The 25,890-nt window shown below is 39.8% G+C and carries 23 protein-coding genes; 6 read left to right on the top strand and 17 right to left on the bottom strand.

Annotated features, from left to right (window positions below; translation table 11 throughout):
- Window positions 1-142 precede the first annotated feature (142 nt).
- A complete protein-coding gene (locus B7698_RS06180; RefSeq protein ID WP_004256549.1) occupies window positions 143-877 on the bottom strand; it encodes an amino acid ABC transporter ATP-binding protein in 735 nt (244 codons plus the stop codon).
- Window positions 877-1,560, bottom strand: coding sequence for an amino acid ABC transporter permease (locus B7698_RS06175; RefSeq protein ID WP_004256547.1), 684 nt, complete (start codon window positions 1,558-1,560; stop codon window positions 877-879). The genes B7698_RS06180 and B7698_RS06175 overlap by 1 nt, the downstream gene beginning before the upstream one ends.
- Before the next feature lie 190 nt (window positions 1,561-1,750).
- On the opposite strand from B7698_RS06175, the gene B7698_RS06170 reads away from it, so the two are divergent.
- From B7698_RS06170 to B7698_RS06150, 5 genes are all read left to right on the top strand, one after another.
- Window positions 1,751-1,981 carry a DUF1797 family protein gene (locus B7698_RS06170; protein WP_000443570.1) on the top strand — a complete coding sequence of 77 codons (231 nt, stop codon included), beginning with the start codon at window positions 1,751-1,753 and terminating at the stop codon, window positions 1,979-1,981.
- 230 nt (window positions 1,982-2,211) lie between these two features.
- A complete protein-coding gene (locus tag B7698_RS06165) occupies window positions 2,212-4,470 on the top strand; it encodes an ATP-dependent Clp protease ATP-binding subunit (protein ID WP_000882498.1) in 2,259 nt (752 codons plus the stop codon).
- Window positions 4,471-4,599: 129 nt separating this feature from the next.
- The gene (locus tag B7698_RS06160; protein WP_020902950.1) at window positions 4,600-5,052 is read left to right on the top strand and encodes an NUDIX hydrolase; all 453 of its coding nucleotides are present in this window, start codon (window positions 4,600-4,602) and stop codon (window positions 5,050-5,052) included.
- Between the two features lie 58 nt (window positions 5,053-5,110).
- A complete protein-coding gene (locus B7698_RS06155) occupies window positions 5,111-5,410 on the top strand; it encodes a DUF1827 family protein (RefSeq protein ID WP_000767189.1) in 300 nt (99 codons plus the stop codon).
- Window positions 5,411-5,545: 135 nt separating this feature from the next.
- Window positions 5,546-6,178 (top strand): GNAT family N-acetyltransferase, encoded by a 633-nt coding sequence (locus B7698_RS06150; protein WP_084864998.1) that lies wholly within the window; start codon window positions 5,546-5,548, stop codon window positions 6,176-6,178.
- 51 nt (window positions 6,179-6,229) lie between these two features.
- Here B7698_RS06150 and ezrA read toward each other — a convergent pair whose 3' ends face one another.
- From ezrA to B7698_RS06115, 7 genes are all read right to left on the bottom strand, one after another.
- A complete protein-coding gene (gene ezrA / locus B7698_RS06145) occupies window positions 6,230-7,957 on the bottom strand; it encodes a septation ring formation regulator EzrA (RefSeq protein ID WP_001285178.1) in 1,728 nt (575 codons plus the stop codon).
- An 81-nt stretch (window positions 7,958-8,038) separates the two neighbouring features.
- Window positions 8,039-9,985, bottom strand: a complete 1,947-nt coding sequence (gene gyrB / locus B7698_RS06140; RefSeq protein ID WP_084864997.1) for a DNA topoisomerase (ATP-hydrolyzing) subunit B — start codon at window positions 9,983-9,985, stop codon at window positions 8,039-8,041.
- A 14-nt stretch (window positions 9,986-9,999) separates the two neighbouring features.
- Window positions 10,000-10,563, bottom strand: coding sequence for an HAD family hydrolase (locus B7698_RS06135; protein ID WP_192855111.1), 564 nt, complete (start codon window positions 10,561-10,563; stop codon window positions 10,000-10,002).
- Window positions 10,564-10,648: 85 nt separating this feature from the next.
- Window positions 10,649-11,203 (bottom strand): DJ-1 family glyoxalase III, encoded by a 555-nt coding sequence (locus tag B7698_RS06130; RefSeq protein ID WP_084864995.1) that lies wholly within the window; start codon window positions 11,201-11,203, stop codon window positions 10,649-10,651.
- 10 nt (window positions 11,204-11,213) lie between these two features.
- On the bottom strand, window positions 11,214-12,437 hold the full coding sequence (locus B7698_RS06125; protein ID WP_084864994.1) for an FtsW/RodA/SpoVE family cell cycle protein: 1,224 nt from the start codon (window positions 12,435-12,437) through the stop codon (window positions 11,214-11,216).
- A gap of 36 nt (window positions 12,438-12,473) precedes the next feature.
- Window positions 12,474-14,924: a bifunctional DnaQ family exonuclease/ATP-dependent helicase gene (locus B7698_RS06120; protein ID WP_084864993.1), complete on the bottom strand. Its 2,451-nt coding sequence runs from the start codon at window positions 14,922-14,924 to the stop codon at window positions 12,474-12,476.
- 198 nt (window positions 14,925-15,122) lie between these two features.
- Window positions 15,123-16,052 (bottom strand): peptidase U32 family protein, encoded by a 930-nt coding sequence (locus B7698_RS06115; RefSeq protein ID WP_084864992.1) that lies wholly within the window; start codon window positions 16,050-16,052, stop codon window positions 15,123-15,125.
- Between the two features lie 139 nt (window positions 16,053-16,191).
- Between B7698_RS06115 and B7698_RS06110 the strand changes: the two genes are divergently transcribed.
- On the top strand, window positions 16,192-16,479 hold the full coding sequence (locus B7698_RS06110) for a DUF3270 domain-containing protein (protein ID WP_049488701.1): 288 nt from the start codon (window positions 16,192-16,194) through the stop codon (window positions 16,477-16,479).
- Between the two features lie 33 nt (window positions 16,480-16,512).
- Here the strand turns inward: B7698_RS06110 and ciaH are convergent, their stop codons facing one another.
- The 8 genes from ciaH to metG form a co-directional block, all read right to left on the bottom strand.
- Window positions 16,513-17,847 carry a two-component system sensor histidine kinase CiaH gene (gene ciaH / locus B7698_RS06105; RefSeq protein ID WP_084864991.1) on the bottom strand — a complete coding sequence of 445 codons (1,335 nt, stop codon included), beginning with the start codon at window positions 17,845-17,847 and terminating at the stop codon, window positions 16,513-16,515.
- The gene (gene ciaR / locus B7698_RS06100; RefSeq protein ID WP_000590639.1) at window positions 17,837-18,511 is read right to left on the bottom strand and encodes a two-component system response regulator CiaR; all 675 of its coding nucleotides are present in this window, start codon (window positions 18,509-18,511) and stop codon (window positions 17,837-17,839) included. Before ciaR ends, ciaH begins: the two co-directional genes overlap by 11 nt.
- Before the next feature lie 108 nt (window positions 18,512-18,619).
- The gene (locus B7698_RS06095) at window positions 18,620-21,166 is read right to left on the bottom strand and encodes a M1 family metallopeptidase (protein WP_084864990.1); all 2,547 of its coding nucleotides are present in this window, start codon (window positions 21,164-21,166) and stop codon (window positions 18,620-18,622) included.
- A 122-nt stretch (window positions 21,167-21,288) separates the two neighbouring features.
- Window positions 21,289-21,729, bottom strand: a complete 441-nt coding sequence (locus tag B7698_RS06090; protein ID WP_004256502.1) for an ASCH domain-containing protein — start codon at window positions 21,727-21,729, stop codon at window positions 21,289-21,291.
- A gap of 30 nt (window positions 21,730-21,759) precedes the next feature.
- Entirely contained in the window at window positions 21,760-22,458 is a 699-nt protein-coding gene (locus B7698_RS06085) for a 3-oxoacyl-ACP reductase (RefSeq protein ID WP_084864989.1), read from the bottom strand.
- Window positions 22,451-22,687 (bottom strand): DUF2829 domain-containing protein, encoded by a 237-nt coding sequence (locus tag B7698_RS06080; RefSeq protein ID WP_084864988.1) that lies wholly within the window; start codon window positions 22,685-22,687, stop codon window positions 22,451-22,453. Before B7698_RS06080 ends, B7698_RS06085 begins: the two co-directional genes overlap by 8 nt.
- Before the next feature lie 99 nt (window positions 22,688-22,786).
- On the bottom strand, window positions 22,787-23,713 hold the full coding sequence (locus B7698_RS06075) for an aldo/keto reductase (protein WP_084864987.1): 927 nt from the start codon (window positions 23,711-23,713) through the stop codon (window positions 22,787-22,789).
- Between the two features lie 148 nt (window positions 23,714-23,861).
- On the bottom strand, window positions 23,862-25,859 hold the full coding sequence (metG, locus tag B7698_RS06070) for a methionine--tRNA ligase (protein ID WP_084864986.1): 1,998 nt from the start codon (window positions 25,857-25,859) through the stop codon (window positions 23,862-23,864).
- Window positions 25,860-25,890 lie beyond the last annotated feature (31 nt).

The following is a 25,890-nucleotide window of genomic DNA, read 5'->3' as shown; positions in this document are numbered from 1 at the left end:
ACCAAAAACTGCTAATCCCCTCTAACACTTCTTTCCTAGGCTATCTTATAGTTTCAAACTATAAGAAAAAGCTCGGTTCGAGCTTTTCATTAATCTATATTTTATATGTAAAGTTGGCTACAAATAGCTAAACAAAGCTAACTTATAAAACCTTACTCAAGAAGTCTTTAGTCCGTTGTTCTTGAGTTTGTTCAAAAATCTGTTCAGGTGTTCCGTCTTCAACAACCACACCGTCTGCCATAAAGATGACACGGTCTGCCACCTCACGAGCAAATCCCATCTCATGTGTTACGATAACCATGGTCATTCCTGACTTGGCTAGGTCTTGCATAACAGCCAACACTTCACCTACCATTTCAGGGTCCAGGGCTGAAGTTGGCTCGTCAAAGAGCAAAACATCTGGTTCCATAGCTAAGCCACGCGCAATAGCAATCCGCTGTTGCTGGCCACCTGACAAACTCTGTGGATAAGCAGTTGCCTTATCTGGTAAGCCAACTTTTTCCAAAAGCTCCTTAGCTCTCTTCTCTGCAACTTCCTTACTTTCACCTTTGGTCTTGATAGGAGACAAGGTAATATTTTCCATCACAGTCATATTAGGAAAGAGATTAAATTGTTGGAAAACCATGCCCATCTTCTCACGCATGGCAAACAGGTCATTCTTCTTGTCCGTAATATCAACTCCCTCAAAGATAACCTTCCCTTTTGTTGCTTCTTCCAACAAATTCATAGAACGAAGCAAGGTAGATTTTCCGCTTCCTGAAGGACCAATGATAACGACAACTTCTCCTCTTTTAATCTCGAGGTTGATGCCCTTCAATACTTCATTCTTTCCAAAAGATTTATGTAAATTTTCAATTTTTATCAAGGTCTCTGTCATTATTTTTTATCTCCTTGTTCCATTCGTTTTTCAAAAGCTTTCAAGGCTACTGTCAAAATAGAGGTCATAATCAAGTAGTAAAAGGCTGCAAATAAAAGTGGTGTTAAAGGTAGATAGGTTGTTGTAGAAACTGTTGTAGCTCCATTCCACAACTCCATAACACCGATAGCTGATAAGAGGGAACTATCCTTGATAATAGTGATAAATTCGTTCCCCAATGCTGGCAAAATATTTTTGATAGCTTGTGGCAAAATCACATAGCGCATCGCATTTTTAGGACGAATCCCTAAAGAATAGGCCGCCTCTAACTGCCCCTTAGGAACCGCATTAATCCCAGCCCGAACAGTCTCAGAAACATAAGCACCACTGTTCATAGAAATAATCAAAATCCCTGGAATCAGACGAGAAAGGTCAACACCTAAAATCCCAACCTGAATAGTCGGAGCATTGATATGCATAAGGGCAAAGGCAATCATAATCTGAACCATCATTGGCGTCCCGCGGAAAATCCAAACGTACAAGTTGGCTAGCCAAACAAGCGGTTTAAACTTTGAACGTTGCCCAAAAGCCAAGACAACACCCAAAATAGTTCCCAAAAAGACCACACAGATAGAAATGAGAACCGTCACAACAGCCCCATAGTTAAAATAAGGTAAATACTTAGGTAAAAAAGAAAAATTCATAGTCACACTGCTTTCTAAAATAGAATACTGTATGATTATAACATCAATTGAATTAAAATTCAAATCTTTTGTCTAATTTATTCAAAAAAACTTTAAGCTAGTAGAATTAGCGAGAAATCTTAGTTTTTTCTAGGCAAGTTGGCCTCCTTTATGGTAAAATAGTAACGATAAGAAATGAAGGAGAATCAAAATGGAATCACATTTGGTTAGAATCATCAACCGCCTTGAAGCAATGGCAAAAGACGGCGGAAATTTAAAACGTAATTTTGAACGCGAAGGAGTTGTTGTTGCAGAAGTTGCATACAGTCACGACGAAGAAAACGGCTCAATCTTTACCCTTCGTGATGTCGAAGCTCGCGAAACTTATACGTTTGATAGCATTGACTTGATTGCAATGGAAATTTACGAACTTCTTTACTAATACAAAACAAGCTGGGATTACACCCTGCATGTCTAACCAAAATCCTTTTTGTCTCACAAATAGGATTTTTTTATAGTCCAAATCCACAAAGTTCTTCATTGTAACAACTTCTCAAAGCTGCAATCTTTTTACTTGCTTTACACCCCAATCCTGTTATAATGAGAGTATAGAAATTTGACTATTTTTGACCATTAAACAGGTCAGGCTAAATAAAGAAATGAGGTAGATGTATGCTTTGTCAAAACTGTAAAATCAATGACTCAACGATTCATCTTTATACCAATCTCAATGGAAAGCAAAAACAAATTGACCTCTGTCAAAACTGCTATAAGATTATCAAGACAGATCCTAACAATAGCCTCTTTAAAGGTATTACGGATCTGAACAATCGTGACTTTGATCCCTTTGGTGATTTCTTCAATGACCTAAACAATTTCAGGCCTTCTAACAATACTCCTCCGACTCCCCCAACCCAATCAGGTGGAGGTTACGGTGGAAATGGCGGTTATGGTTCCCAAAATCGTGGACCTGCTCAAACTCCTCCACCAAGCCAAGAAAAAGGCCTACTGGAAGAATTTGGTATCAACGTAACTGAAATTGCCCGTCGTGGAGATATTGACCCCGTTATTGGGCGCGACGATGAGATTATCCGTGTCATAGAAATTCTCAATCGCAGAACCAAGAATAATCCTGTTCTTATCGGTGAACCAGGTGTCGGAAAAACTGCCGTTGTCGAAGGTCTAGCTCAGAAAATAGTTGATGGAGATGTTCCCCATAAACTACAAGGAAAACAAGTCATCCGTCTGGATGTGGTTAGCTTAGTTCAAGGAACGGGTATCCGTGGACAATTTGAAGAACGCATGCAAAAACTCATGGAAGAAATTCGCAAACGTGAGGACATCATCCTCTTTATCGATGAAATCCATGAAATTGTCGGTGCTGGTTCTGCGGGCGATGGCAATATGGATGCAGGAAATATCCTCAAGCCCGCCCTTGCTCGTGGAGAGCTGCAATTGGTCGGTGCTACTACCCTCAATGAATACCGTATCATTGAAAAAGATGCAGCCCTAGAGCGTCGTATGCAACCTGTTAAAGTGGATGAACCAACAGTGGAGGAAACAATTACTATCCTCAAAGGCATTCAAAAGAAATACGAAGACTACCACCACGTTCAGTATACCGATGCTGCAATTGAAGCAGCTGCAACTCTTTCCAATCGCTACATCCAAGATCGCTTCTTGCCTGACAAGGCTATTGACCTCTTAGATGAAGCAGGTTCTAAGATGAACTTGACCTTGAATTTTGTAGATCCTAAAGTTATTGATCAGCGCTTGATTGAGGCTGAAAATCTCAAATCTCAAGCTACACGAGAGGAAGATTTTGAGAAGGCCGCCTACTTCCGCGACCAGATTGCCAAGTATAAGGAAATGCAAAAGAAAAAGGTCACAGACCAAGATACTCCTATCATTAGTGAGAAAACCATTGAGCACATTATCGAGCAGAAAACCAATATTCCTGTTGGTGATTTAAAAGAGAAAGAACAATCTCAACTCATCCATCTAGCCGAAGACCTCAAGTCTCATGTTATTGGACAAGATGATGCTGTCGATAAGATTGCCAAGGCTATTCGCCGTAATCGTGTCGGTCTCGGTACCCCTAACCGCCCAATCGGAAGTTTCCTTTTCGTTGGGCCAACTGGAGTCGGTAAGACAGAACTTTCCAAACAATTAGCTATCGAACTCTTTGGTTCTGCTGACAGCATGATTCGCTTTGATATGAGTGAATATATGGAAAAACACAGTGTGGCGAAATTAGTCGGTGCCCCTCCAGGTTATGTCGGCTATGACGAGGCTGGGCAATTAACTGAAAAAGTCCGCCGCAATCCCTACTCTCTTATTCTCTTGGATGAAGTAGAGAAAGCCCATCCAGATGTCATGCATATGTTCCTCCAGGTCTTGGACGATGGTCGTTTAACAGATGGACAAGGACGTACCGTTAGCTTCAAGGACGCCATCATCATCATGACTTCAAATGCAGGTACAGGTAAGGCAGAAGCTAGCGTTGGATTTGGTGCTGCTAGAGAAGGACGTACCAACTCTGTTCTTGGTGAACTCGGTAACTTCTTTAGCCCAGAGTTTATGAACCGTTTTGATGGTATTATCGAATTTAAGGCTCTCAGCAAAGATAACCTCCTTCAGATTGTCGAGCTTATGCTTGCAGATGTTAACAAACGTCTTTCTAGCAACAACATTCATTTGGATGTAACCGACAAGGTCAAGGAAAAATTGGTTGACCTTGGTTATGATCCAAAAATGGGAGCACGCCCACTTCGTCGTACTATTCAAGACTATATTGAGGACGCAATCACTGACTACTACCTTGAAAATCCAAGCGAAAAAGACCTCAAGGCAGTGATGACCAGCAAGGGTAACATTCAAATCAAATCTGCCAAAAAAGCTGAAGTAAAGACTTCTGAAAAAGAAGTATAAATCCTATAGAAAAGGAGTAGAAAATGAAAATTTTCTGCTCCTTTTTACTAAAATAACTATAAATTCTTGACAGCTAGGCCTTTGTCCATTAAGATAATAATAAAGATAATAGATAATGAGGAAAATGCAATGGCAAACCCAACTTTCGGAGAAAAAAAAGCGAATACAGACTATGTTTCACGCTATGGCGTATATGCAGTTATACCTGATGCTGAACAAAAACAAATTGTTCTTGTTCAAGCACCCAATGGCGCTTGGTTCCTACCAGGTGGCGAAATTGAAGCTGGTGAGAACCATCAGGAAGCCCTAAAACGTGAATTGATTGAAGAGCTTGGCTTCACAGCTGAAATTGGTGCCTATTACGGACAAGCTGACGAATATTTCTACTCTCGTCATCGTGACACCTACTACTACAATCCTGCCTACCTCTATGAAGCAACTTCTTTCAAAGAAGTGCAAAAGCCACTAGAAGACTTTAATCATATTGCCTGGTTCCCTATTGATGAAGCTATTGAAAATCTCAAACGTGGTAGCCATAAATGGGCAATCCAATCATGGAAAAAACAGCATAAGATTGACTAAATCCAGCCACTTTATTCAAAAAGTGCTATAATAGAATTAGAAAATCGGAGGAAATGTTATGAAGCTAATCAATACGACAAACTCACACTCGCAACTTGTTAAAAGCCAGCTAGAAAGTACAGACGCAACCCTTGTTGAGGTCTATTCTGCAGGGAATACCGATGTTATTTTTACCCAAGCTCCGCTTCACTATGAAATCCTCATCTCAAACAAACACCGCGCTATTCGAGAACCTGAAATCGAAGCTATTCAAGAATTTTTCTTGAAACGTAAAATTGATAAGGACTCTATTGATGAGGCCAATATCAAAACCCTCTATTCAGAAAAATTAATTGGAATTTCGATTCCAACCAAATAAAATCTTGGAGAGATTAGAAAGTGCTTTGAACCTTATGGAACAAAATTAGGTTTATTTAGCTTTTTAAATCATCTCCAATTTTTTATCTATAAAATCTTGTCATACAAGATTTTGTAGATAATTAAGGAGACAAACATGGGAGACATCATATATAGAGAGGCAAGAATTGAAGAAAGCGAAAAAATTGGAAAATTATTAGCCAATTCCTTTCTTGACTATCCCTTTTTAACGATTATAACTGATGATTTGAAGAAACCTGACTCCTATCCTGCTTTTGTAGAAACGTTGCAAATTCTGCTTACTAGAGTCTATATTAAGAAGGGAAACTGTTTAATTGCGGAACAGGATGGAGACTTACTTGCAGTCGCCCTTTTGCAACAAAAAGATTTCTGTATACTATCCTATCTACGAAATGGAGGAACAAACATTTTTCGCTACATTCGACCACAAAATCTCCTTAAATACTTTGACTTTGTAAAACGTTCCAAAAAGCATTTAGAAAAATCTGGAGAGTTTGATTGGTATTTGATGCCCTTAGCTGTCAATATAGAAAGTAAGGGGCAGGGAATAGGCAGTACTTTTCTGACACAAGGGATTGAACCTTATGTCAAATCAAAAGGCTGTAAACACTTGGGACTCATAACTAGTACAGCTAGAAATGTCTCATTCTACGAAAAAAACGATTATGTATTACTGGACTTTATGGATCTAGAATACGGATCAAAATCAATTGGTAACTGGGCATTTTTAAAAACAATAAATAAATAAATAAAAAAGATTTGGTGCTGCTTACCACAGAACCAAATCTTTTTTATTATGTTAGAAACGAATCGTCTCACGTGTTTTTTCGTATGAAGTGACAAAACGGTTGGTTACACCTGGTTCTGCAACTTCCAAAGCTTGCGAAATCTTATCAAATGAAGCATGATAATCAAATTCTTTTTCAAAAATTTCTAATGATTCATTAAAGGCTTCTTGAATTCGTTCATCAAATGAGCGGTAACGGTTCGAATACTGTAGCAATTGTTCTGTCAACGTTGCATATTGAACAATATTATAGGTTTCTTCTTCAAGTGCTTCTATATCATTTGTTGCAATTTCAAGCATCCGGTTCACAGCTTCTATATTGACCCGAGCTTCTTCTAGTTCAGCCATCAACTCTTCAGTATGGTTACTTGCTGTAAAGAACAACTGTAAGAAATTCTGAGGAATACCTGGAAGATTGCGTTTTTCCATATATCTCTTAATTGTGTGAAGACGATTAACATAAACATTTGCCTTCTGGCGAGCATTGATATCATCTTTTTCAATCTGAGCAAGACGTTGACTAACCTCAACTTGTTCATCTTCAATTTCCTTCAAAGTAGCTTGTAAGTTTTCCAAACGTTCTTCAAGGAATGAATAAGGTTCAGAATGTTCCTCTTGTTCAGAAGTTAGTTCCAATACAGATTCTTCTAAAGATTCTAACTCAGCTTGTAATCTATGAACATGACTAACATCCGTTTCAGATAGTAGGTAATTGTTACTCAATCGTTGAATATCTTCCACTAAAACAGCATTACTATCTTTCATGTGTTTCAAATATGTAGGAAGAGTTGCAACTAAGCCTTCTACTACTTTTTGAGCAGCGATTTCTCGTGTAAAGATATCATAGAGTGAATTGATTTCTTCTTGAACTTGAGTATTTTCATACTCAGCATTATCCAACTCTAATTGTGCAATATTTTCGTGGTTTTTCTTCAAAGATTCATAAAGCAATTGGAAGCGAGATTCAATATCCGTTTCAGCAAAATGATAGTTAGCATCTAAAAGCTTACGGTAACCATCCTCCAAATCTTCCAATTGATCAGGTAGCTCTTTAGATAATGTTTTTACAATCGCTGGCAGGCGGTCAACAATGTGACTCAAAGCCAAGATATGATTTTCAGCATTATCCAAAATCACAGCAGCTTCTACTGGGTCACCTGAAGTGTTCAAAGTAACAAACTGAGAAAACTCTGATTGGATATTTTCCAATTGTTTTTCGATTTCAGATAAACCTTGGCCATATTCTTCAGAATGATCAGCCACTCGGTGTTGCAACTCTTCAAACAAGTCCAAGGTATGAAGAACACGACCGCTGTTTTTAGATTCTTGTTTCTCCAAATCTGCCAAGGCATTGCGAATTGCCGCAATATCTTCTTCAATCAAGGTAATTTGGCTCTCGATTTGGTCAATTTGATGACTAGCCTTAAAAAAACGGAATGAATTGTTATAACCTTCTGCCTCGAAAAGATTATTTTCGATATCGGCAAAAGAGTTAAGAGATAGGTCAACCCATTTTTGGTTCCATTCACGGAAAGTCACTTGACTTTGTCCAATCAAGTGCATATTTTTTACAGCTTCAACTTCATCATTAACTGGAAGATTGTACAGCTCTTCTTTTTTCTCTTCTAAAATTGCTAATTTACTTTCATTGCGTTTCCGTACATAAATTGCTATAGCATATGAAATCAGCAATATAATTGCAATTGCAATTATAAGATATACTACTAGACTATCAGACATATTAAACTCCTTTTTTACTTGAAACAATCGTAATGATTATATCATATTTTTTAGACCAAGGGAACTACTTCTCCCGATTTTTTAGACATCAAGTGTACTATAGACGGCATTTTCTTCGATAAATTCACGACGAGGCTCTACTCGATCCCCCATCAACATATCAAAGATTTTATCTGCTTCTGCAGCATCATCCACAGAAACTCTAGCCATCAAGCGATGCTCGGGATCCATGGTTGTTTCCCATAACTGATGATCGTCCATTTCACCAAGACCTTTATACCTCTGAATAGTTGGTTTGGCACGACCTTCACTGTGGCGGGCTAAGGCTTCTTGGAGTTTAATTTCTTGGTCTGCTCCTGGCTGGATATATTCTTTAATCTCGCTTCCAACCTTGACACCATAGATTGGAGGTTGGGCGATATAAACATAACCAGCTTCTAGGATTGGTTTCATATAACGATAAATCAAGGTTAAAAGAAGAGTACGAATGTGGGCTCCATCGACATCGGCATCGGTCATCAAAACAAGTTTTTGGTAACGAGCTTTTGAAACATCAAATTCTGCACCAAATCCTGTTCCCATCGCTGTGAAAAGACTACGAATTTCTTCGTTAGCTAGAATCTTATCCATACTTGCCTTTTCAACGTTCAAAATCTTACCGCGAATCGGAAGGATTGCCTGAAATTCACGGTTACGACCAGATTTGGCTGACCCACCAGCTGAGTCTCCTTCGACGATGAAGAGTTCTGTTTCTGCAGGATTGTTAGAAGAACAGTCCGCCAATTTTCCTGGAAGGTTAGAAATTTCCAAACCAGATTTTTTACGGGTAACTTCACGCGCACGCTTGGCAGCCACACGAGCCTTCGCAGCCAAAATACCTTTTTCCACGATACGTTTAGCAATCTGTGGATTTTCCATGAGGAAATCAGAGAAGGCATCACTGAAGAGACGATTTGTAATCTTGACCACTTCGCTATTCCCCAGTTTTGTCTTGGTCTGTCCTTCAAACTGTGGATTTGGGTGTTTAACTGAGATAACTGCAGTTAATCCTTCGCGGACATCTTCCCCTGTTAAGTTGTCTTCATTGTCTTTCAGTAACTTATTCTTACGAGCATAATCATTGATAACACGTGTCAAGGCTGTACGGAAACCTTGTTCATGCGTTCCACCTTCATGGGTATGAATATTATTGGCGAAACTCATGACATTTTCATGGTAACCTGTTGTGTACTGCATGGCTACTTCGACTGTGATATCATCCATCTCACCGTCTGTATAGATTGGTGTATCAAAGATTACATCCTTGTTCTCGTTGATATATTCAACGTAGCTAGCAATCCCACCTTCATAATGGTAATGCTTGGTTTGTTCCAAACCTTCACGCTTATCTGTGATGGAGATTTGAAGACCACGATTTAGAAAGGCCAACTCTTGAATCCGTTTATTTAATTTATCAAAATCAAAAGTTGTTGTTTCAGTGAAAATTTCTGGATCCGGTGTAAAGTGAACTGTTGTTCCCGTTTTATCCGTATCTCCAACCACCTCAAGGTCTGCGACAACATGACCACGACGGTATTCTTGGTAATGAATTTTACCATTTTTGTGGACATGAACGTCTAATTGAGTTGAAAGGGCGTTAACAACTGAGGACCCCACTCCGTGAAGACCACCTGAGACCTTATATCCGCCACCGCCAAACTTTCCTCCAGCGTGAAGAACAGTAAAGACAGTCTCAACGGCAGGTCGACCTGTTTTTTCCTGAATATCGACTGGGATACCACGTCCATCATCAACAACTGTAATCGAATTATCTGGCTCAATAAAGACTTGAATTTGGCTAGCAAATCCTGCCAAGGCCTCATCAATTGAGTTATCAACAATTTCCCAGACTAGATGGTGAAGACCTTCTTTTGAAGTTGACCCGATATACATCCCTGGACGCATACGAACAGCCTCTAAGCCCTCTAAAACTTGAATTTGACTGGCATCATAATCTTGTGCCTGCAGATTTTTGATTTCTTCTGTCATCTTATTCCTTTTTCTTACATGTCTAATACTTGTCTTAAATTCACGATACTGGTAAACAAGTGGGTAGTTAGTCCTGCAGCTTGCCCTGCTTCGATATCAATCGGTCGATCACCAATGACAAGCCCTGAACTAATTTGATACTTTTCTCTTAAATAAATCATGGACTCAGGATCTGGTTTTCTCTTAAAGCCTGAGTTAGAAGTCACCACTTCTGTAAAATAAGCTGCTAGAGAGGTTTTTTCTAAAATTTCCAAGACCTGATCATTTCGATGAGAAACCAAAAAATGACGGCCACCTTGATTGGAGATATCTTTCAATAAATCAGAAACTCCATCAAATAAAATCGGGTGTTCAAGTTCTCTGGCTTCATTTTCCTTGTACTTTTCTAAAAAATTCTCTAAGTTGGGAGCGAATGTCTCAATCGCAAAATCAGTAGAAACCTTTAAAGCCTGATAGACACTGTCATGGTCTTGTGTGATGCCATACAATGCCAATGTTTCAACAAATGCAGCTGTTGAAGTTTCGTAATTATCCAGTAAAGTTCCACCTAAATCCCAGATATAATCGTGATATTTCATACCCTTCATTATAGCATTTTTTTATGAAAAAAGCGATGATTTCCTTGAGTTTTCCACATAAAAAAACGAGAGTTTGACTCCCGTTTTACTGATTTTTACCAAAGACATCTCGATAGAGCATTCCTGTTCGTAAAGTCTCTGCGTCTCCTCCTAGTTGGTCCACCAACTCGTAGGCAAAGGCAAGGGCTGTTGAGGGGCCTCGACTGGTTGTCAAATGACCATCTACCACTACTGTTTCCTTGACGTAGTGACCATCAAGGATTTGCTCTTGAACGCCATCATAGCAAGTATACTGCTTGTTTTTCAATAACCCTGCTTGATTGAGGGCAATTGACGCCGCACAAATAGCTGCCATTTTCTTCCCTTCTCGTTCAAAGCTTTGCAACTCTTGAATCAAGGCCGGATTATCGCGCAAATGTACAGAACCAGGCATCCCTCCAGGAAGAACAATCATGTCATAGTCTGATAAATCACCATCAAAAACACGATCTGCTCTTACTTGGATGGCATGCGAACCTGTCACTTGCTCTTCAAAACCAATCATATCACAAGTAATATTTGCACGACGCAAAACATCTACAACTGTCAAAGCTTCAATTTCTTCAAAGCCCTGAGCCAACATAACTGCTACTTTTACCATGATTTTCTCCTTATTTGATTTGTTTTAATACAACCTTTTTCCGTTTGAATGGAACTTTTCCGCTCTTTTCTTCAGCTAGATTAGTCTGGTAACTCATCGATAAAAGCAAGCCAATACCAATCAAGTTACTGATAATAGCCGATCCGCCTTGAGAAATGAAAGGTAAGGGAATCCCCGTCAAAGGAAGCAAACCTGTCACGGCACCGATATTCTCAAAGATATGGAAGAGCAACATCATAATCAAACCTGTGGAAATATAGGTGTAGAACTGGTTATTTGATCTAAGAGTAATCTTCAACATACGGTAAATCAGCATGAGATAAAGGGCGATAACAAGGACAGAGCCAATAAAGCCAAAATCTTCTGCGATAACCGTGAAAATCATATCCGACTCTCGAACTGGAATAAGCAAATTAGAAGCATTAAACCCTTGTCCAAATAAGCCACCGCTTCCAATCGCAATCTGCCCTTGAGCCTGTTGGTAAGTGGTTGTTTGGGCAAAGTCAAAAGGATTGAGCCAAGCCAAAATACGGTTGATTTGGTAGGTCGGCATTCCCAGTTGATGGAGAAAAGCCCGACCGTCCTTGCTGATAAAAATAGCTAAGAAACCAGCAATTCCTGTTACAGCAGTCACAAAAACTGGGATAATAATTTTCCAAGAAACTCCTGATAGCAAGACGATTCCTGAGAAAATGGCTACAAAAACTAAAGCCGTCCCCAAGTCACTTTGAAGTGCCAAAAGAACTAGGACTGGAATGGTAAAGAGAATCATCCAGAAAATCAACAAGAAATCCAGCGGAACTGTGCGTCTCCATTCCTTATGTTTTTTGGTAAACTGGACAATCACACGAGCCAACATGAGGATATAGGATATCTTCATAAACTCTGACGGCTGGAACAAGGTAACACCATTTACCGATACCCAGTTTTTGGCACCCGTTGATGCAACTAAGCTTGGATTATAAAAGACAATCGGCAAGACCATAAGTCCCAAGCCTAAAATATATAAAAAGGGTGTCACCTTCCAAAGAAATTCAGTATTAAAGAGCATGACGATAAAACCAATCACAAGCCCCAAGGCGATCCAGGCGACCTGCTGCCCTAAAATGGGCAAAATATTGTTTGGATAATCATGACTAACAGCTATATAAATAGCCACCACGCCAATAACCAGTAGAAAAAATACTGGCAAGAGCAAACTATAATCGACTCTAGAGTCGAGAGAACGTTTCATATATACTAACCTTATACTTTCATACAATATTATTTATCAAAGTTCATTTAAAAATTTATCAATAGCCTCATCAACTTCGGATCGAGAGACGGTTTTAACGGTCGCTTCTTTTGCTAGAGAAGTCACAATTTGTTTGCCATATCGCTTTCCAACAATTCTCCTATCCAAAATAAGAGTTAAGGAACGTTGGTGTTCGCGTCTCATACTTCTTCCCAAAGCTTGCTTTAAACGAATAATGGCCATTGGCAACTGATAATCATAAAAGGCATTTTTTCCTTCCTGATTCAGTTCCTGATTAATCTTTTTCGTCAAGGGCTCTTGAGGATTTTGGAAAGGAAGTCTTGGTACAACTTGAATCACAAAAGGATGACTTGAAAAATCAACCCCCTCCCAGAAACTTGCTGCACCTAGCAGGATTTGTTGTTCACCTTTTTCAAAGCGTTTCTTAAGCTGATGAACATCCCCATTTTTATACTGGGCCAAGTGGCTAACTGGAAGTAAATCCGATACTGCTAGAAGCATGTCTTTAGCAGTAAAGAGAACTAAAATCGGTTGCTGGAAAGCTTGAATTTCCACTAGCAAATCAGCTACCTCCTTGGCATAGACTTCTAAGGAGGTTTCTGTTACCAGAGGGAAATCTTTGACCAAGACCACTTCTTGATCCTGTTTTTTACCAGCTTCAATCTTAACAAATTTGGCTTCGGGATAACCCAAAAGGTCTGCCAAAGAAACTCTCTGACTAATCTCAAGAGTGGCCGACACTCCCAAGACTTGACATGAATCAGGCACTAAGGAAGACAGAAGAATACGGCCTGATTTTGTAGAAGAAATCTGAATTTTCTTTTGACTCGTTTCAGTTGCTTCAAGCCAGTAATCTCGATCAGCTGTAAAATAGCGGACCAGTTCCCCAAAGCCTTCTACCTCTAATTCTGAAAAACACTGATGGAGATTGGCCAGAGAATCTAAGATATTTTTCCTAGATTTGCCAGACTGAAATTGTTCTATCAAGTAGAGGCACTCAAAGCGAATACTTTCTAGTATTCGTTGCTGGACCTTATTTTGCTCCTCCAGTAAAGCCTTATCAAGCAAATCAATAATAGACTGGATATCGTAGGTCTCTTGAAGCAGATTTTCTAGAGCCAACAAAACTTTATGGACTTCATCAATAATCAATAAACGGTCACTAACAAATTCAGGATTATCTTCAAGTCTAGTTACAAGATAGGCATGATTAGTCACTAAAAGCTTGCATGTTTGTGCCCTTTCTTGACTACGTTTCCAAAAATCTTCCGTCACAAATAAGCTTTGAGATGATAAATTCCCGTCATGACGAAGATCTGTTAGAAAATGTTGGTAACGGTAGAGTTGACCAATTTCATCCAAATCTCCTGTCTCTGTCTCAGTCAGCCAGACCAAGAGTTGCATTTTAAAGCGTCTAAATAAGCGATTTTCATCATTTTCCTGCAAGGAACGATAAAAGGCATCCAACTTCAGATAATTGTGTGGTCCCTTTAAACTATGAATATCTATATGGAACACATCCTTAAGACGTTTACCTTCTTCTTCCATGATCTGATTTTGAAGAATCTTTGTCGGAACACTAAGAACAATTTGACGCTCTTTGGCTTGAGATAAAGCGGGTAAGAGATAGCCATAGGTTTTCCCAATCCCTGTCGGTGCTTGAATTAATGAGACAGGCTCATCTTTCAATAGCAAGCCAACCTCTCTAGCAAAACTATCTTGCTCCTCCCTCACTTCAAGATTCAACAGAGAAATATTTTTAGAAAAATCTTGGGATAGTTTTCGTGGCTCCAGGGGAGCTCCAGTTTTCTTGAAATACAGTCCTTGAACTTCGACCAAGTCTGGAGAACTCAGGATAGATTGGCTACGATAAATTTCTTCAATAACCAGGTAAGACTCATATAAGAGGGCGTCAGCCATTTCCAGCAAGCGTTCCAAGAGTCCTTTAGGAAGTTGGGCCATCTTTTTCCGTAGAAATAAGAGTAATTCCGCAGTAGCTTGGGCATCTGAAAGGGCTGTGTGAGCGTGTTTAAGAGGAATTCCTAATTCTCGACACAATATCGGCAAACTATATTTTTCCAGTTCAGGGAAAAAGACCTGAGCCAATTCGACCGTGTCAACACGAGGATTTCTTAGCTCATAGCCTTCAAAAAATAAATTTTCCGCCAAGAGATTGGCATCAAACTGAACATTATGGGCTACAAAAATCCCATCCTCCACCAAGTCAAAGATTTTTCTAGCAACTTGCGAAAAATCAGGTGCTTGCGCCAGACGTTGGTCTGTCAATCCTGTCAGTTCTTTTATATGAGCATCCAAGGGTTCATGTGGATTGACATCTGTCGTATAGTGATCGACGATTTTTCCATCCTCAATCACAACAATTCCCACTTGGATAATTTTAGCCTTACTACCTGTGCTAGTTGCCTCTAAATCCACCACAACATAGCGATTACCAATCGTTTTCATTATAAAAAATTATACCAAAAAAAGGGCCATTTGGCACCTGCAAACATAGAATAATTTTCAAACTCAAGAAGGTCACTTTTCTTAAAAATCCTAGTAAATAGAGCATCCTAGCCTACTTATTTTTTGAAAATATTGGAGAATAAGAAAAATTGAGAGAAGAAATGTTTTCATCTTCCTTCTCTCAACTATCCATTTACTTTATTTAACCATATCAGGATCGTAATCATAGAATCCTGTATCAAGGAAACGGTTTTTAGGGTGAAGTTTACGGACTTCTTCATCCAGCAAGAAGGCTTGGTCATGGCTAAAGTTGCCCTCTTGAATCAAACTACGTGCCTGGATAAAGAGTTTTGCAATCTCAACAAAGTTCTGACCAGGTGTATAGAGACCTTCTAATTTCCAGTGAGTAAAACCATGCTCTACCAATTCTGTCAATTTTGTCATCAAATCAAGGTCATTGTTGGCAAAAATGTGGGTTCCATGATTATCTTCAAAAATGGAATAGTGACTCTCTGGGTCACTTGGCTCAGCCAAGAAGAGATCACGCTTGCGCGTCTTTTCATCATCGATGTGCGTAAAGTTATAGTAATTTTGCAAGAGCGGACGTTTAGAATGATGGATAACGCTAGCTCCGTAAACCAAAACTTCAGCAGGAATTTCCAAAATCTCTGGCATTTTGAAAAGTTCAGCAGATGGAATTTCACGCGCCAAAACAGCCTCAGATGCGCCAGCTTTTTGTCCCCAGAAGTTAATCTGACGACTGCTTGTCACCATAGTTGAAGCATCATAGATGGTCTTAAAGGAATAACCATCGCGGTTGACTACGTAAAAGACACCTGCATCCCCAATCGTAATGTAGTCTGTCTTGATTTCTTCCAAAAAGTCTAAGAAAGGCTTGATACGATCCATCATATCTTGGTGCATGAGGGCGTTAACCGCAACGATCAATTCCTTACCAACATCATGAACCAGCTTAGCAATTTCACGCAATTGGTCATGACTAAAGGTTGTTGGCAGACGAAGGCCAAAATCTTTCTCACCGACATAGATACGATCTACGCCAGCTTCGAGCAGTTGTTTAACTTGTTCAATACTTTCAGCAGTTGCTGTAATGATAATCTTTTCCATAAGAAAAATTATACCACATTTCTGGAAAATCAGCCATTCTTTAAAAATGAAAAGGGACTTTATTCTTATTGTAACCTTTCTGTAATAATTCTCTGCTGAAAAAATGATAAAATAGGTATGTACTGTTAAGGAGAGAATAATGCCCGTAAGAAAATTACAATCCTATGAGGTAGACTACCAAGAAGAATTAAGCCAGCAGGTTCCTCGCTATCAAGATTATACACCTGAAGCACAATCTGATGCCAATCTCAAGGAAATCCTATTTTTTGTTAATATCGCTGTTTTTTGTATCTGTATTGCTATCTTTAGTTTTATCTTTTTAGCATTAAAATTATCACCTGCTCTTGCCTTTGCCGCAGCAATCGGATCCAGCTTACTTGTTTTAAAAGTTCAACGGTCTATTATCAAACGAAAACGTAGAAGATAAATCCAAAATATCGCCCCAACTGGAGCGATATTTTTATTTTTTCTTTTTAGATGGTGTGTGGATGGCAATCTTCACTTCAAAGATTGTTCCCTTTGGTTTATTATCTTTAACAGTAATGGTTCCTTTTAAGGCATCTACAATTTGCTTGGCTAGGGATAAACCTAAACCAAAACCACCTTTTTGACGGGTTCTAGCCTTGTCCACTCGATAAAAACGGTCAAAAATTTTCTTCTTATCTTCTGCTGAAATACCGACTCCATTGTCGGAAACTAGCAAATAAAGATTACGATCAGTCGCTGAAATCATAAAATCAATTTCACCATCTTCTTCGGTATATTTGATGGCATTATCAAATAGGATAGTCATCAGTTGTTTCAAAAGAAGCTGATCTGTGACAATCGTGCGATGGATACGATTTTCAAAACGAAAGACACGGTCATTTTCAGAAGCAATCATCTCATAGTTTGTGAAAGTCGTATTGAAAAAACTGGTTGGAACTTCTGCAAGTTCCGGCTTAATCCCATCATCTCTCCGAGCTAAATTCAACAAGTTCGTCGTCAAAAACCGCATATTTCGGACTTCTTCCAAACTCGATGCAATACTTTCACTCACATCCATAATGGTAGCTTCTGGCTTACGGAAAAGGGTCTCTAAACGATTTTGCAAAACTGCAAGTGGAGTTCGTAACTCATGACTGGCATTTTCCACAAAGGACTGCTGCTTCTGCATGCTCTCAAGCAGGGGCCTAACACTGACCCTAGCTAGATAGAGACTGGCAAGTAAAGACAAAATCCAGAAACTTGCCATTACAATCACAATCAATTTCTCATGCTTTTGACTGGCTTGCTCCAACTGACTGGTATTAATCAAGACAGCCGCATACTTGATATTGGTTGAAACCGAACTGATATTGGTTTCCATCAAAATCATGCGATAGATTTCTTCTTGTCCATAGCTATTAAAAACCTGAATCTGATAGATATGACCTAGTTCTTTCTTTTCTAACTTAATCTTATCCAAGCCCAAAAATCGGTTTCCAGAAAGGAGCTGGGTAAAATTCTTATCAAAAAGAATGACTTCTGTGTTAGAACTGACATTTGGTTTCACCTCAGTCTTACTAGTATCTGTAGCGGCATTCTCTAAGTCTTTAATCTCTTCTGTTGCCCTATTTACAGCAAGCTGAATAACTGCTTGAGGATTTTGACTCAGCCCATGAAGCTTATCATCCACCGAAGTATAGAGACTCGAATGCATGACCTGCAAAATAATCAGAGTCATTGTAGAGAAAATCAGAGTGAAGACACCAAAGTTGCGAATAAAATAACTAAAATCATCCGCATACCATGTTTTTTTTAGTTTACTGAACATCTTTTAAAATATACCCAACACTGCGCAAGGTTTGCAAATTCTCTGCAAAAGTGGTTCCTTTTAATTTCTTACGGACTTTTGAAACATAGACTTCGACAACTGAAATCGTTGTATCACTATCAAATCCCCATAGACGATCAAAAATCTGAGTCTTAGGCAAAATAACATTTTGATTTTGAAGGAAATAAACTAATAAATCGAACTCTTTCCCCAGTAATTCGACAGGAGTATCTTCAACCTTAACGGTATTGGTTGACAAATTAACCACAATATTTCCATAAGTCAAGGTGTTTTCATTAAATTTACCTGAACGTTTGAGAAGGGCTTGAATCCGCATTTTGAGTTCTTCTAGGTAGAAAGGTTTAGTCAGATAATCATCTGCTCCCAGTTCAAATCCGTGTCCCTTGTCATCCAAGCTTTCCTTGGCGGTCATAATCAGAACTGGTGTCGTAATTCCTTTTTCACGCAATTCTTTCAAGACTTGGAAGCCATTTTTTTCAGGCAACATCAAATCGAGCAAAATCAAATCATAGACGCCACTTTCAGCTTCGTAGAGTCCTTCTTCCCCATCAAATACCTGCATGACATCCGCAAAATCGTCTAAAAAGTCAAATACTGAATTTGACAGGCCTAGGTCATCCTCAACTAATAAGATTTTTATCATGAGAAACTCCTCCTTAATAAAACCATTATACCAAATTTGCCTTAAAAAAAACTCAACTCTCTGCATTTTACATGAGATAGCTGAGTTTTCTTTTTATTTTAGGCTTATTTATGCATTTCCGTATTGAAGAACGACTACTTCCACTGCAGCTTTTTCACGGTTAATCAAGTCAACACGCGCTGCAATTTCCTTGATTCCCATACCGATATTACGGCTAAGAGCAAGGTCAGAAAGTTGCGGTTCAAAGAATTCCTTGTACTCTGCCAAGCGTTGCTGAGTCTTAAATACGTGAGCAGGAAGGATAACAAAGCTATCAAAGCTCATATCTCCACCAAGAGCTGCCTTAATCCAAGCCCAATTTTCACGAGCCCAAGACCATGCTGTTTCCTGAGTTGCTTGATGGCTTAAGAACTGGAAGTACCAAGCAGACAAGTCTTGTGGTTTGACCACAAATTTGTCCTTCCAAGAAGTAATCAAGGTTTGGATATTGTCCGCATCTTTACTGTAGGCAAGAGCTGCTGCCAACTGACGTTTAAAGACAGCATCTGTTGCGTGCGTATAAGTATCAAGATAAAGTGCTAACAAGTCTTTAGTCTCATGATGTTTCATCTCATTGATGAGAACTTGTGAACGAATAGCTGCTGGGAGTCCTGCAAGATTCTCCTTGTGTGCTGCGAAGATTTGGCTAGCGGCTTGACTAGCTTCTGCATCATTTGAGCGAATCATCATAGAAATGGCCAACTGACGAACCAATTCATCCTCATCTGATTCGCCATCTTTAGCTTCAAAACCAAGACGGTCATAATTATGACGAGCCAATTTAGCAACCAAGGCTTTGAAGGCTCTTTCAGCTTCTGTTCCTTCATCGATAAAGCGCTCAAGGGCAGAAATTACTTGAGAAACAGCTGAAACGACAAGGTAAGATTCTTCTTTAGCGAGTTTATCAAGGACTGGAAGCAAGTCTGCATAAGAAATGTGCCCTGCTTCAGCAAGCAAGCGACGTTCTTGGACGATTTGCAGTTTACTTGTGTTATCAAGCTCAACTAGGTCAGCAAGAACTGCATCCAACAAATCTCCTTGATAGTCGGTAATGTAGTGGGCTGTATTTTCAGTGTTGAGACGAAGTGCTGTTTTGTTTTCAGCAAGAAGGGCTGCATAGCCAGGGATTTCGATGCTTTCAGTTTCGAGTGTATCAGGCAAGCCTTTCCAATTGCTGTTTAGTGGCACAACCCAGAGACGGTTCTTGTCTTCGTGCTCACCGATAAAGAATTGTTTTTGTGAGATCTTCAAGACATCATTTTCAACTTTGACAGTGAGAACTGGATAACCAGGTTGTTCCAACCAAGAATCCATGAAGGCTGCAACATCACGTCCAGACGCTTGACCAAGAGCATCCCAAAGGTCACGACCAATTGTATTGCTGTATTGATGTTTTTCAAAGTAGGCATGCAAACCTTTGGCAAAATCGGTATCACCTAGCCAACGACGAAGCATATGCATAAGGCGACTTCCTTTGGCATAGACGATAGCTCCGTCAAAGAGCGTATTGATTTCATCTGGATGTTTCACTTCGACGTGAACAGATTGAACACCATCAGTCGCATCACGTTTCAAGGCAGACGGAACACCACCTGTTTGGAAATCTTCAAAGATATTCCAGCTTGGTTCAATAGCATCCACACAGACGTACTCCATCATGTTGGCGAAGCTTTCATTGAGCCAAAGGTCATCCCACCATTTCATAGTTACCAGGTTACCAAACCATTGGTGAGCCAATTCATGTGCCACAACAAGGGCAACTTGTTGACGGCTAGCAAAAGTTGAGTTATCATCGACAACCAAGTAAACTTCACGGTAGGTCACGAGACCCCAGTTTTCCATAGCTCCAGCTGAGAAGTCAGGAAGGGCGATGTGGAGAGATTGAGGGATCGGGTACTTAACTCCATAGTAATCTTCGTAAAACTCGATAGAGCGAACAGCGATATCCAGTGAGAAATCAAGGTTTGATAGTGGATGAGCTCTGGTTGAATAAACACCTACGAGGGTACCGTTTTTAGTTTTAGCCGTTACACCTTGCAAATCACCTGCAACAAAGGCCAACAAGTAAGAAGACATGCGAGGTGTTGTCTCAAACTTCCAGATACCTGTTTCCTTACGGTTTTCAACATCGATTTCTGGCATGTTAGACAAGGCCAATTCACCTTCAGCTTGGTCAAAACGAAGAGCTAGATCAAAAGTTGCTTTGGCTTCTGGCTCATCCACACATGGGAAAGCTTCTCGCGCAAAATGGCTCTCGAACTGAGTTGACAAGACTTCCTTCTTGACTCCATCAACTGTGTAGTAAGATGGGTAAATCCCTGTCATGTTGTCTGTAATTTTTCCTGAGAAAGCGATAACCACTTCAACTTGACCAGCCTCAGCTAATTCAATATGAAGAGCTTCATTGTCATGATCAACTGTAAATGGGCGAGCTTGACCTGCAACTTCTACAGAAGCGATTTCCAAGTCTTTTTGGTGAAGGGAAATACGATCACTCTGTGCTTGACCAGTGATGGTCACCTTCCCTGAAAACGTCTTGGTCTCACGACTCAAGTCTAAAAATAGATCATAATGTTCAGGAACAAATTGCTTAATAAAATGTTCAACTGCTTGCATAATTTTCTCCTATTCTAAGTTTAAGAGCTAAAGCTCTTCTTCAAACAAACTTATTATATCATGTTTTGCTTAAGAAAAAAGGATTGGACGGCGATTTCCAAAACTTTCTTCCTTCTAATAGTCTACAGTGGGTAGACCTTGCGAAATTCTTCTAAAACAACCTTGCTGTCAGGTGTAAAAGTCAGTCCTTCTTCTCTCAGCCACTCGGCGAAACAATCCTCATGAACCTGACGCCAATAGGCTAGGGATTTGTCACCTTCTCCTTCCTTAAAGGCATGTTGAGCAGAAACTTGATTGAAGGGCTGGACAGAAACCTTTGTAATTTTGACAATACAGACAGCCTGATTTTGACTATCTAAAATGACATCAAAAGTTCCTTCTTGAGGAAGAGACTCGGCTTCTAGTGCATAAAGGTCGTAGGCTGATGCTGTTGCTTTTTTTTCGCCTTTTAAAACCAAATCTGCTAAAAGGTCTGGTTCCACTCCAAAAGCCCAAGCATCGATTTCATCTCCTATAGAGGGGTTGATTTTCTTATATGCATTCCACATTTCTTGCGGTGTCATGGGTGCTCCTTTTTATTAACTTTATTCTCCCTACTTCAAAGACCAGCCACCATCTATTGTCAGAATTTGTCCCTGCATGGCAGATGCTTTTCCACTTGCTAAGAAAAGGCTTATCTCTGCTATTTCCTCTGGTTCAATCCAGCGTTTGATTGGTGTTTCACTAGCCACCCAGTCTGCTAGGCCACCTGGCTCAAAGTCGGCAGCGGTCATAGCTGTCTTGACTGCTCCTGGAGCGATACCAAAGACCTGAATCCCAGCTTCTGCATAATCTAGAGCCAACTGTTTGGTAAATCCAGCCAAGGCGTGCTTCGAAGAAGTATAGGCATGTCCACCGCCACCTGCTAGACTAGAAGCAATGGAGCACATATTAATGATGATCCCCTTTTTATTTTCCAACATTTGCGTCAAATAATAGCGAGTCAACTCTACTGGAGTAACGTAGTTGATTTCAAAAATTTCTTGAATTTCCTGCGCTGTTTGTTCTAAGAGTGGTTTATAATCATCCAAAACTCCAGCAGTATTGCACAAAACATCCACCTGAGGACACCAGTCAAAAATAGGCTCTAAGTCCAAGGTCAAATCTCTCTGTAAAAAGTGGAAATCACCCTCTAAGAGTGGATTTTCACCTTGGTCAACTCCATAAACTTGAAAGTCATTCTCTAAAAAGAGGCGAGCTTGAGCTAGGCCAATCCCTGAACTTACTCCCGTAATCAATACACGTCTAGTCATGCACTTCTACCCAATCCGTCGCCAAAACATCACATGGTGTCGGGCTCCACATGGAAAAACCTTCCCCTTCTCCAGACACGTTGATTAGGAAATAGGGCGTCACTTCAAGTGCAACCCCATTTTGCTCGATGGTGTCAAAAAGCTGCACATAGTTTTCAGCCTCTCCCCAACCAGTTCGTACATATTTTTTCTTAGCCTTTAATCCAGGAAGGATCTCTTCAAATGTCATGTTTTTCTCCTTTAATATCAATAATTCTCCCCTTCATTATAACAAAAAAACCGCTTTGAAACGGCTTTTTGACTGTGATTTATTTACATCTGCTTCTACTTACGGCAAATTATTCCCTGCAGCAAGATAAATTTCATACCATTCTTTTCTTGTTAAGCTAAAGTTTGTCGCTTGGCTAGCTTCCCTCAAATGCTTAGGATTTGTTGTACCTACGACTGCCTGCATTTTGGCTGGATAACGCAATATCCAAGAAATGGCAATAGTTGAAGAGGTTACTCCATATTTAATAGCTAAACGATCAAGTACTTGATTTAAAGCTTGAAATTTCTCATTTCCAACAAAATTCCCTTTAAAATACCCGAATTGTAAGACAGACCATGCTTGAATGACCACATCGTGTAATTTGCAATATTCAAAAATACTGCCATCTCGCATAGCTGCTTGACTATCTTCCATATTAACATGAAAACCTGATTCGAATCCTGGAGTAAAAGCTGCACTCAATTGTAGCTGATTAACAGCTAACGGCTGCTTGACATCTTTTTTAAGTAACTCCATCATCATAGGATTTTGATTAGAAACTCCAAAATCTCGAACCTTACCTTGTTTATAAAGGAGATCAAAGGCTTCTGCTACTTGGTCAGATTCCATCAAAGCATCTGGTCGATGAAGAAGCAAACTATCTAGATGATCAATCTTCAATCTTTGCAAAATTCCGTCTACTGATTTTATGATATAGTCCTTAGAAAAATCAAAATAGGTAAATTCTTCAATGCGAATGCCACATTTGGACTGAATCCACATCTCTTCTCTTAAATCTGGACGATTTTTTAGGACAAGACCTAACAGTTCTTCACAACGACCAAGACCATATATATCAGCCAAGTCAAAAGCATTGATTCCAACAGAAAGTGCTGTTTCTACAAGCTCTTCAACTTCTTTTACAGACTTATCTTTTATTCTCATCATTCCGAGAACAATTTCTGATAATTCTTTGTCATCTTGACCAAGAGTTATGTATCTCATCAAATTTTTCTCCTTTGATTTCTAACATTCTTCTCTTCATTATAACAAAAAACCGCTTTGTAACGGCTTTTTGACTATATTTTACTCCATTTTATCTTCTTAAACCCACGGAACAAGACAAAGATTCAAATATTATAGATCCTCTATTTTACCCAATCACACTTCCGTTTGGTACAGCTGGATCAACTGTGAGAAGGGTTAATTGTCCATCATGTTCAGCTGATAGAATCATACCTTGGCTGACATATTTTTTCATCATCTTACGAGGTTTGAGATTGGCAACGATTTGAACTTTCTTGCCGACCAATTCTTGTTCATTTGGATAGTATTTTGCAATTCCTGAAAGAATTTGACGATCTTGACCATCACCAGCATCTAAGCGGAATTGAAGCAACTTATCAGAACCTTCTACTTTAGAAACTTCTTTGACTTCTGCGACACGGATTTCAACCTTGTCAAAGTCTTCAAACTTGATTTCTTCCTTGTTTAGTTTGAGTTCGACTTCATCTGGATTCCATTCTTTTTCAACAGCTGGCTTGTTACCTTCCATTTGTTCTTTGATATAGGCGATTTCTTCTTCCATATCCAGACGTGGGAAGATTGGAGTTCCTTTGGCAACTACAGTCACATCTGCTGGGAAGTCAGCCAAGCTCAAGTTCTCAAGGCTAGCAACTTCTGCTAAACCAAGTTGAGTCAAGACTGCGCGACTGGTTTCCATCATAAACGGTTCAACCAAATGAGCGACAACACGAAGGCTAGCTGCCAAGTGGCTCATAACACTTGCTAATTGGTTACGGAGAGCTTCATCCTTAGCCAAGACCCATGGAGCTGTCTCGTCGATGTATTTGTTAGTACGAGAGATAAGAGTCCAGACTGCTTCAAGAGCACGTGGATAGTCAACTGCTTCCATGTGTGTATGGTAATCAGCGATAGATTCAGCAGCTACTTGAGCAAGAGCATTATCAAACTCTGTTACACCTTCTACATAGGCAGGGATTTGTCCATCAAAGTATTTGTTAATCATAGAAACCGTACGATTAAGGAGATTTCCAAGGTCATTGGCTAATTCGTAGTTGATTCGGCCGACATAGTCTTCAGGAGTGAAGGTTCCGTCTGAACCAACTGGAAGGCTACGCATGAGATAGTAACGAAGTGGATCTAGTCCATAACGCTCTACCAACATTTCAGGGTAAACAACATTTCCTTTAGACTTAGACATTTTGCCGTCTTTCATGACGAACCAACCGTGAGCAATCAAACGATCTGGCAATTTGATATCCAACATCATAAGAAGGATTGGCCAGTAGATTGAGTGGAATCGAAGGATGTCTTTTCCTACCATGTGGAAGACTGTTCCATTCCAGAACTTGTCAAAGTTACCATGTTCGTCTTGACCGTAACCAAGTGCTGTCGCATAGTTAAGAAGGGCATCAATCCAAACATAGACAACGTGTTTTGGATTAGATGGCACTGGCACACCCCATGTAAAGGTTGTACGAGAAACTGCCAAGTCTTCCAAACCTGGCTCAATGAAGTTACGCAACATTTCATTAAGGCGACCATCTGGAGTGATGAAGTCAGGATGTGATTTGAAAAATTCGACCAAGCGGTCTTGGTATTTGCTGAGGCGAAGGAAGTAAGATTCTTCTGAAACCCATTCAACCTCGTGACCTGATGGTGCGATACCGCCGGTTACATTTCCAGCTTCGTCACGGAAAACTTCCGCAAGCTGGCTTTCTGTAAAGAATTCCTCATCTGAGACTGAATACCAACCAGAGTATTCACCTAGGTAGATATCATCTTGAGCTAGCAAGCGTTCAAAAACTTGCGCTACCACTTTTTCATGGTAATCGTCTGTGGTACGGATGAATTTATCATATGAGATATCGAGTAATTGCCAGAGTTCTTTAACTCCAACTGCCATTCCGTCAACATAGGCTTGAGGCGTGATGCCAGCTTCTTCTGCTTTTTGTTGAATCTTTTGGCCATGCTCATCAAGACCTGTCAGATAAAAGACATCGTAGCCCATCAGGCGTTTGTAACGAGCTAGGACATCACATGCAATGGTTGTGTAGGCAGATCCGATATGAAGTTTCCCAGATGGATAGTAAATCGGCGTTGTAATATAAAAATTCTTTTCAGACATAATTTTTCCTTTCCAGGCAAATGAAACCTGT

Origin of the sequence: Streptococcus mitis, from assembly GCF_002096855.1 — a bacterium.
GTDB classification, from domain to species: domain Bacteria; phylum Bacillota; class Bacilli; order Lactobacillales; family Streptococcaceae; genus Streptococcus; species Streptococcus mitis_Y.
The sequence above is the reverse complement of the archived record's forward strand: the minus strand, read 5'-3'. Positions and strand labels throughout refer to the sequence as shown.

Bases quoted from the DNA above. Each gene is read 5' to 3' on its own strand.
- B7698_RS06170 (WP_000443570.1), top strand. From the start codon at position 1,751: ATGGAATCACATTTGGTTAGAATCATCAACCGCCTTGAAGCAATGGCA.
- ezrA (WP_001285178.1), bottom strand. From the start codon at position 7,957: ATGTCTGATAGTCTAGTAGTATATCTTATAATTGCAATTGCAATTATA.
- B7698_RS06110 (WP_049488701.1), top strand. From the start codon at position 16,192: ATGCCCGTAAGAAAATTACAATCCTATGAGGTAGACTACCAAGAAGAA.
- B7698_RS06135 (WP_192855111.1), bottom strand. From the start codon at position 10,563: ATGAAATATCACGATTATATCTGGGATTTAGGTGGAACTTTACTGGAT.
- B7698_RS06075 (WP_084864987.1), bottom strand. From the start codon at position 23,713: ATGAGATACATAACTCTTGGTCAAGATGACAAAGAATTATCAGAAATT.
- B7698_RS06150 (WP_084864998.1), top strand. From the start codon at position 5,546: ATGGGAGACATCATATATAGAGAGGCAAGAATTGAAGAAAGCGAAAAA.
- B7698_RS06080 (WP_084864988.1), bottom strand. From the start codon at position 22,687: ATGACATTTGAAGAGATCCTTCCTGGATTAAAGGCTAAGAAAAAATAT.
- B7698_RS06160 (WP_020902950.1), top strand. From the start codon at position 4,600: ATGGCAAACCCAACTTTCGGAGAAAAAAAAGCGAATACAGACTATGTT.
- B7698_RS06120 (WP_084864993.1), bottom strand. From the start codon at position 14,924: ATGAAAACGATTGGTAATCGCTATGTTGTGGTGGATTTAGAGGCAACT.
- ciaH (WP_084864991.1), bottom strand. From the start codon at position 17,847: ATGTTCAGTAAACTAAAAAAAACATGGTATGCGGATGATTTTAGTTAT.
- B7698_RS06115 (WP_084864992.1), bottom strand. From the start codon at position 16,052: ATGGAAAAGATTATCATTACAGCAACTGCTGAAAGTATTGAACAAGTT.
- B7698_RS06090 (WP_004256502.1), bottom strand. From the start codon at position 21,729: ATGACACCGCAAGAAATGTGGAATGCATATAAGAAAATCAACCCCTCT.
- B7698_RS06155 (WP_000767189.1), top strand. From the start codon at position 5,111: ATGAAGCTAATCAATACGACAAACTCACACTCGCAACTTGTTAAAAGC.
- metG (WP_084864986.1), bottom strand. From the start codon at position 25,859: ATGTCTGAAAAGAATTTTTATATTACAACGCCGATTTACTATCCATCT.
- B7698_RS06125 (WP_084864994.1), bottom strand. From the start codon at position 12,437: ATGAAACGTTCTCTCGACTCTAGAGTCGATTATAGTTTGCTCTTGCCA.
- B7698_RS06085 (WP_084864989.1), bottom strand. From the start codon at position 22,458: ATGACTAGACGTGTATTGATTACGGGAGTAAGTTCAGGGATTGGCCTA.
- B7698_RS06175 (WP_004256547.1), bottom strand. From the start codon at position 1,560: ATGAATTTTTCTTTTTTACCTAAGTATTTACCTTATTTTAACTATGGG.
- B7698_RS06180 (WP_004256549.1), bottom strand. From the start codon at position 877: ATGACAGAGACCTTGATAAAAATTGAAAATTTACATAAATCTTTTGGA.
- ciaR (WP_000590639.1), bottom strand. From the start codon at position 18,511: ATGATAAAAATCTTATTAGTTGAGGATGACCTAGGCCTGTCAAATTCA.
- B7698_RS06165 (WP_000882498.1), top strand. From the start codon at position 2,212: ATGCTTTGTCAAAACTGTAAAATCAATGACTCAACGATTCATCTTTAT.
- B7698_RS06095 (WP_084864990.1), bottom strand. From the start codon at position 21,166: ATGCAAGCAGTTGAACATTTTATTAAGCAATTTGTTCCTGAACATTAT.
- B7698_RS06130 (WP_084864995.1), bottom strand. From the start codon at position 11,203: ATGGTAAAAGTAGCAGTTATGTTGGCTCAGGGCTTTGAAGAAATTGAA.
- gyrB (WP_084864997.1), bottom strand. From the start codon at position 9,985: ATGACAGAAGAAATCAAAAATCTGCAGGCACAAGATTATGATGCCAGT.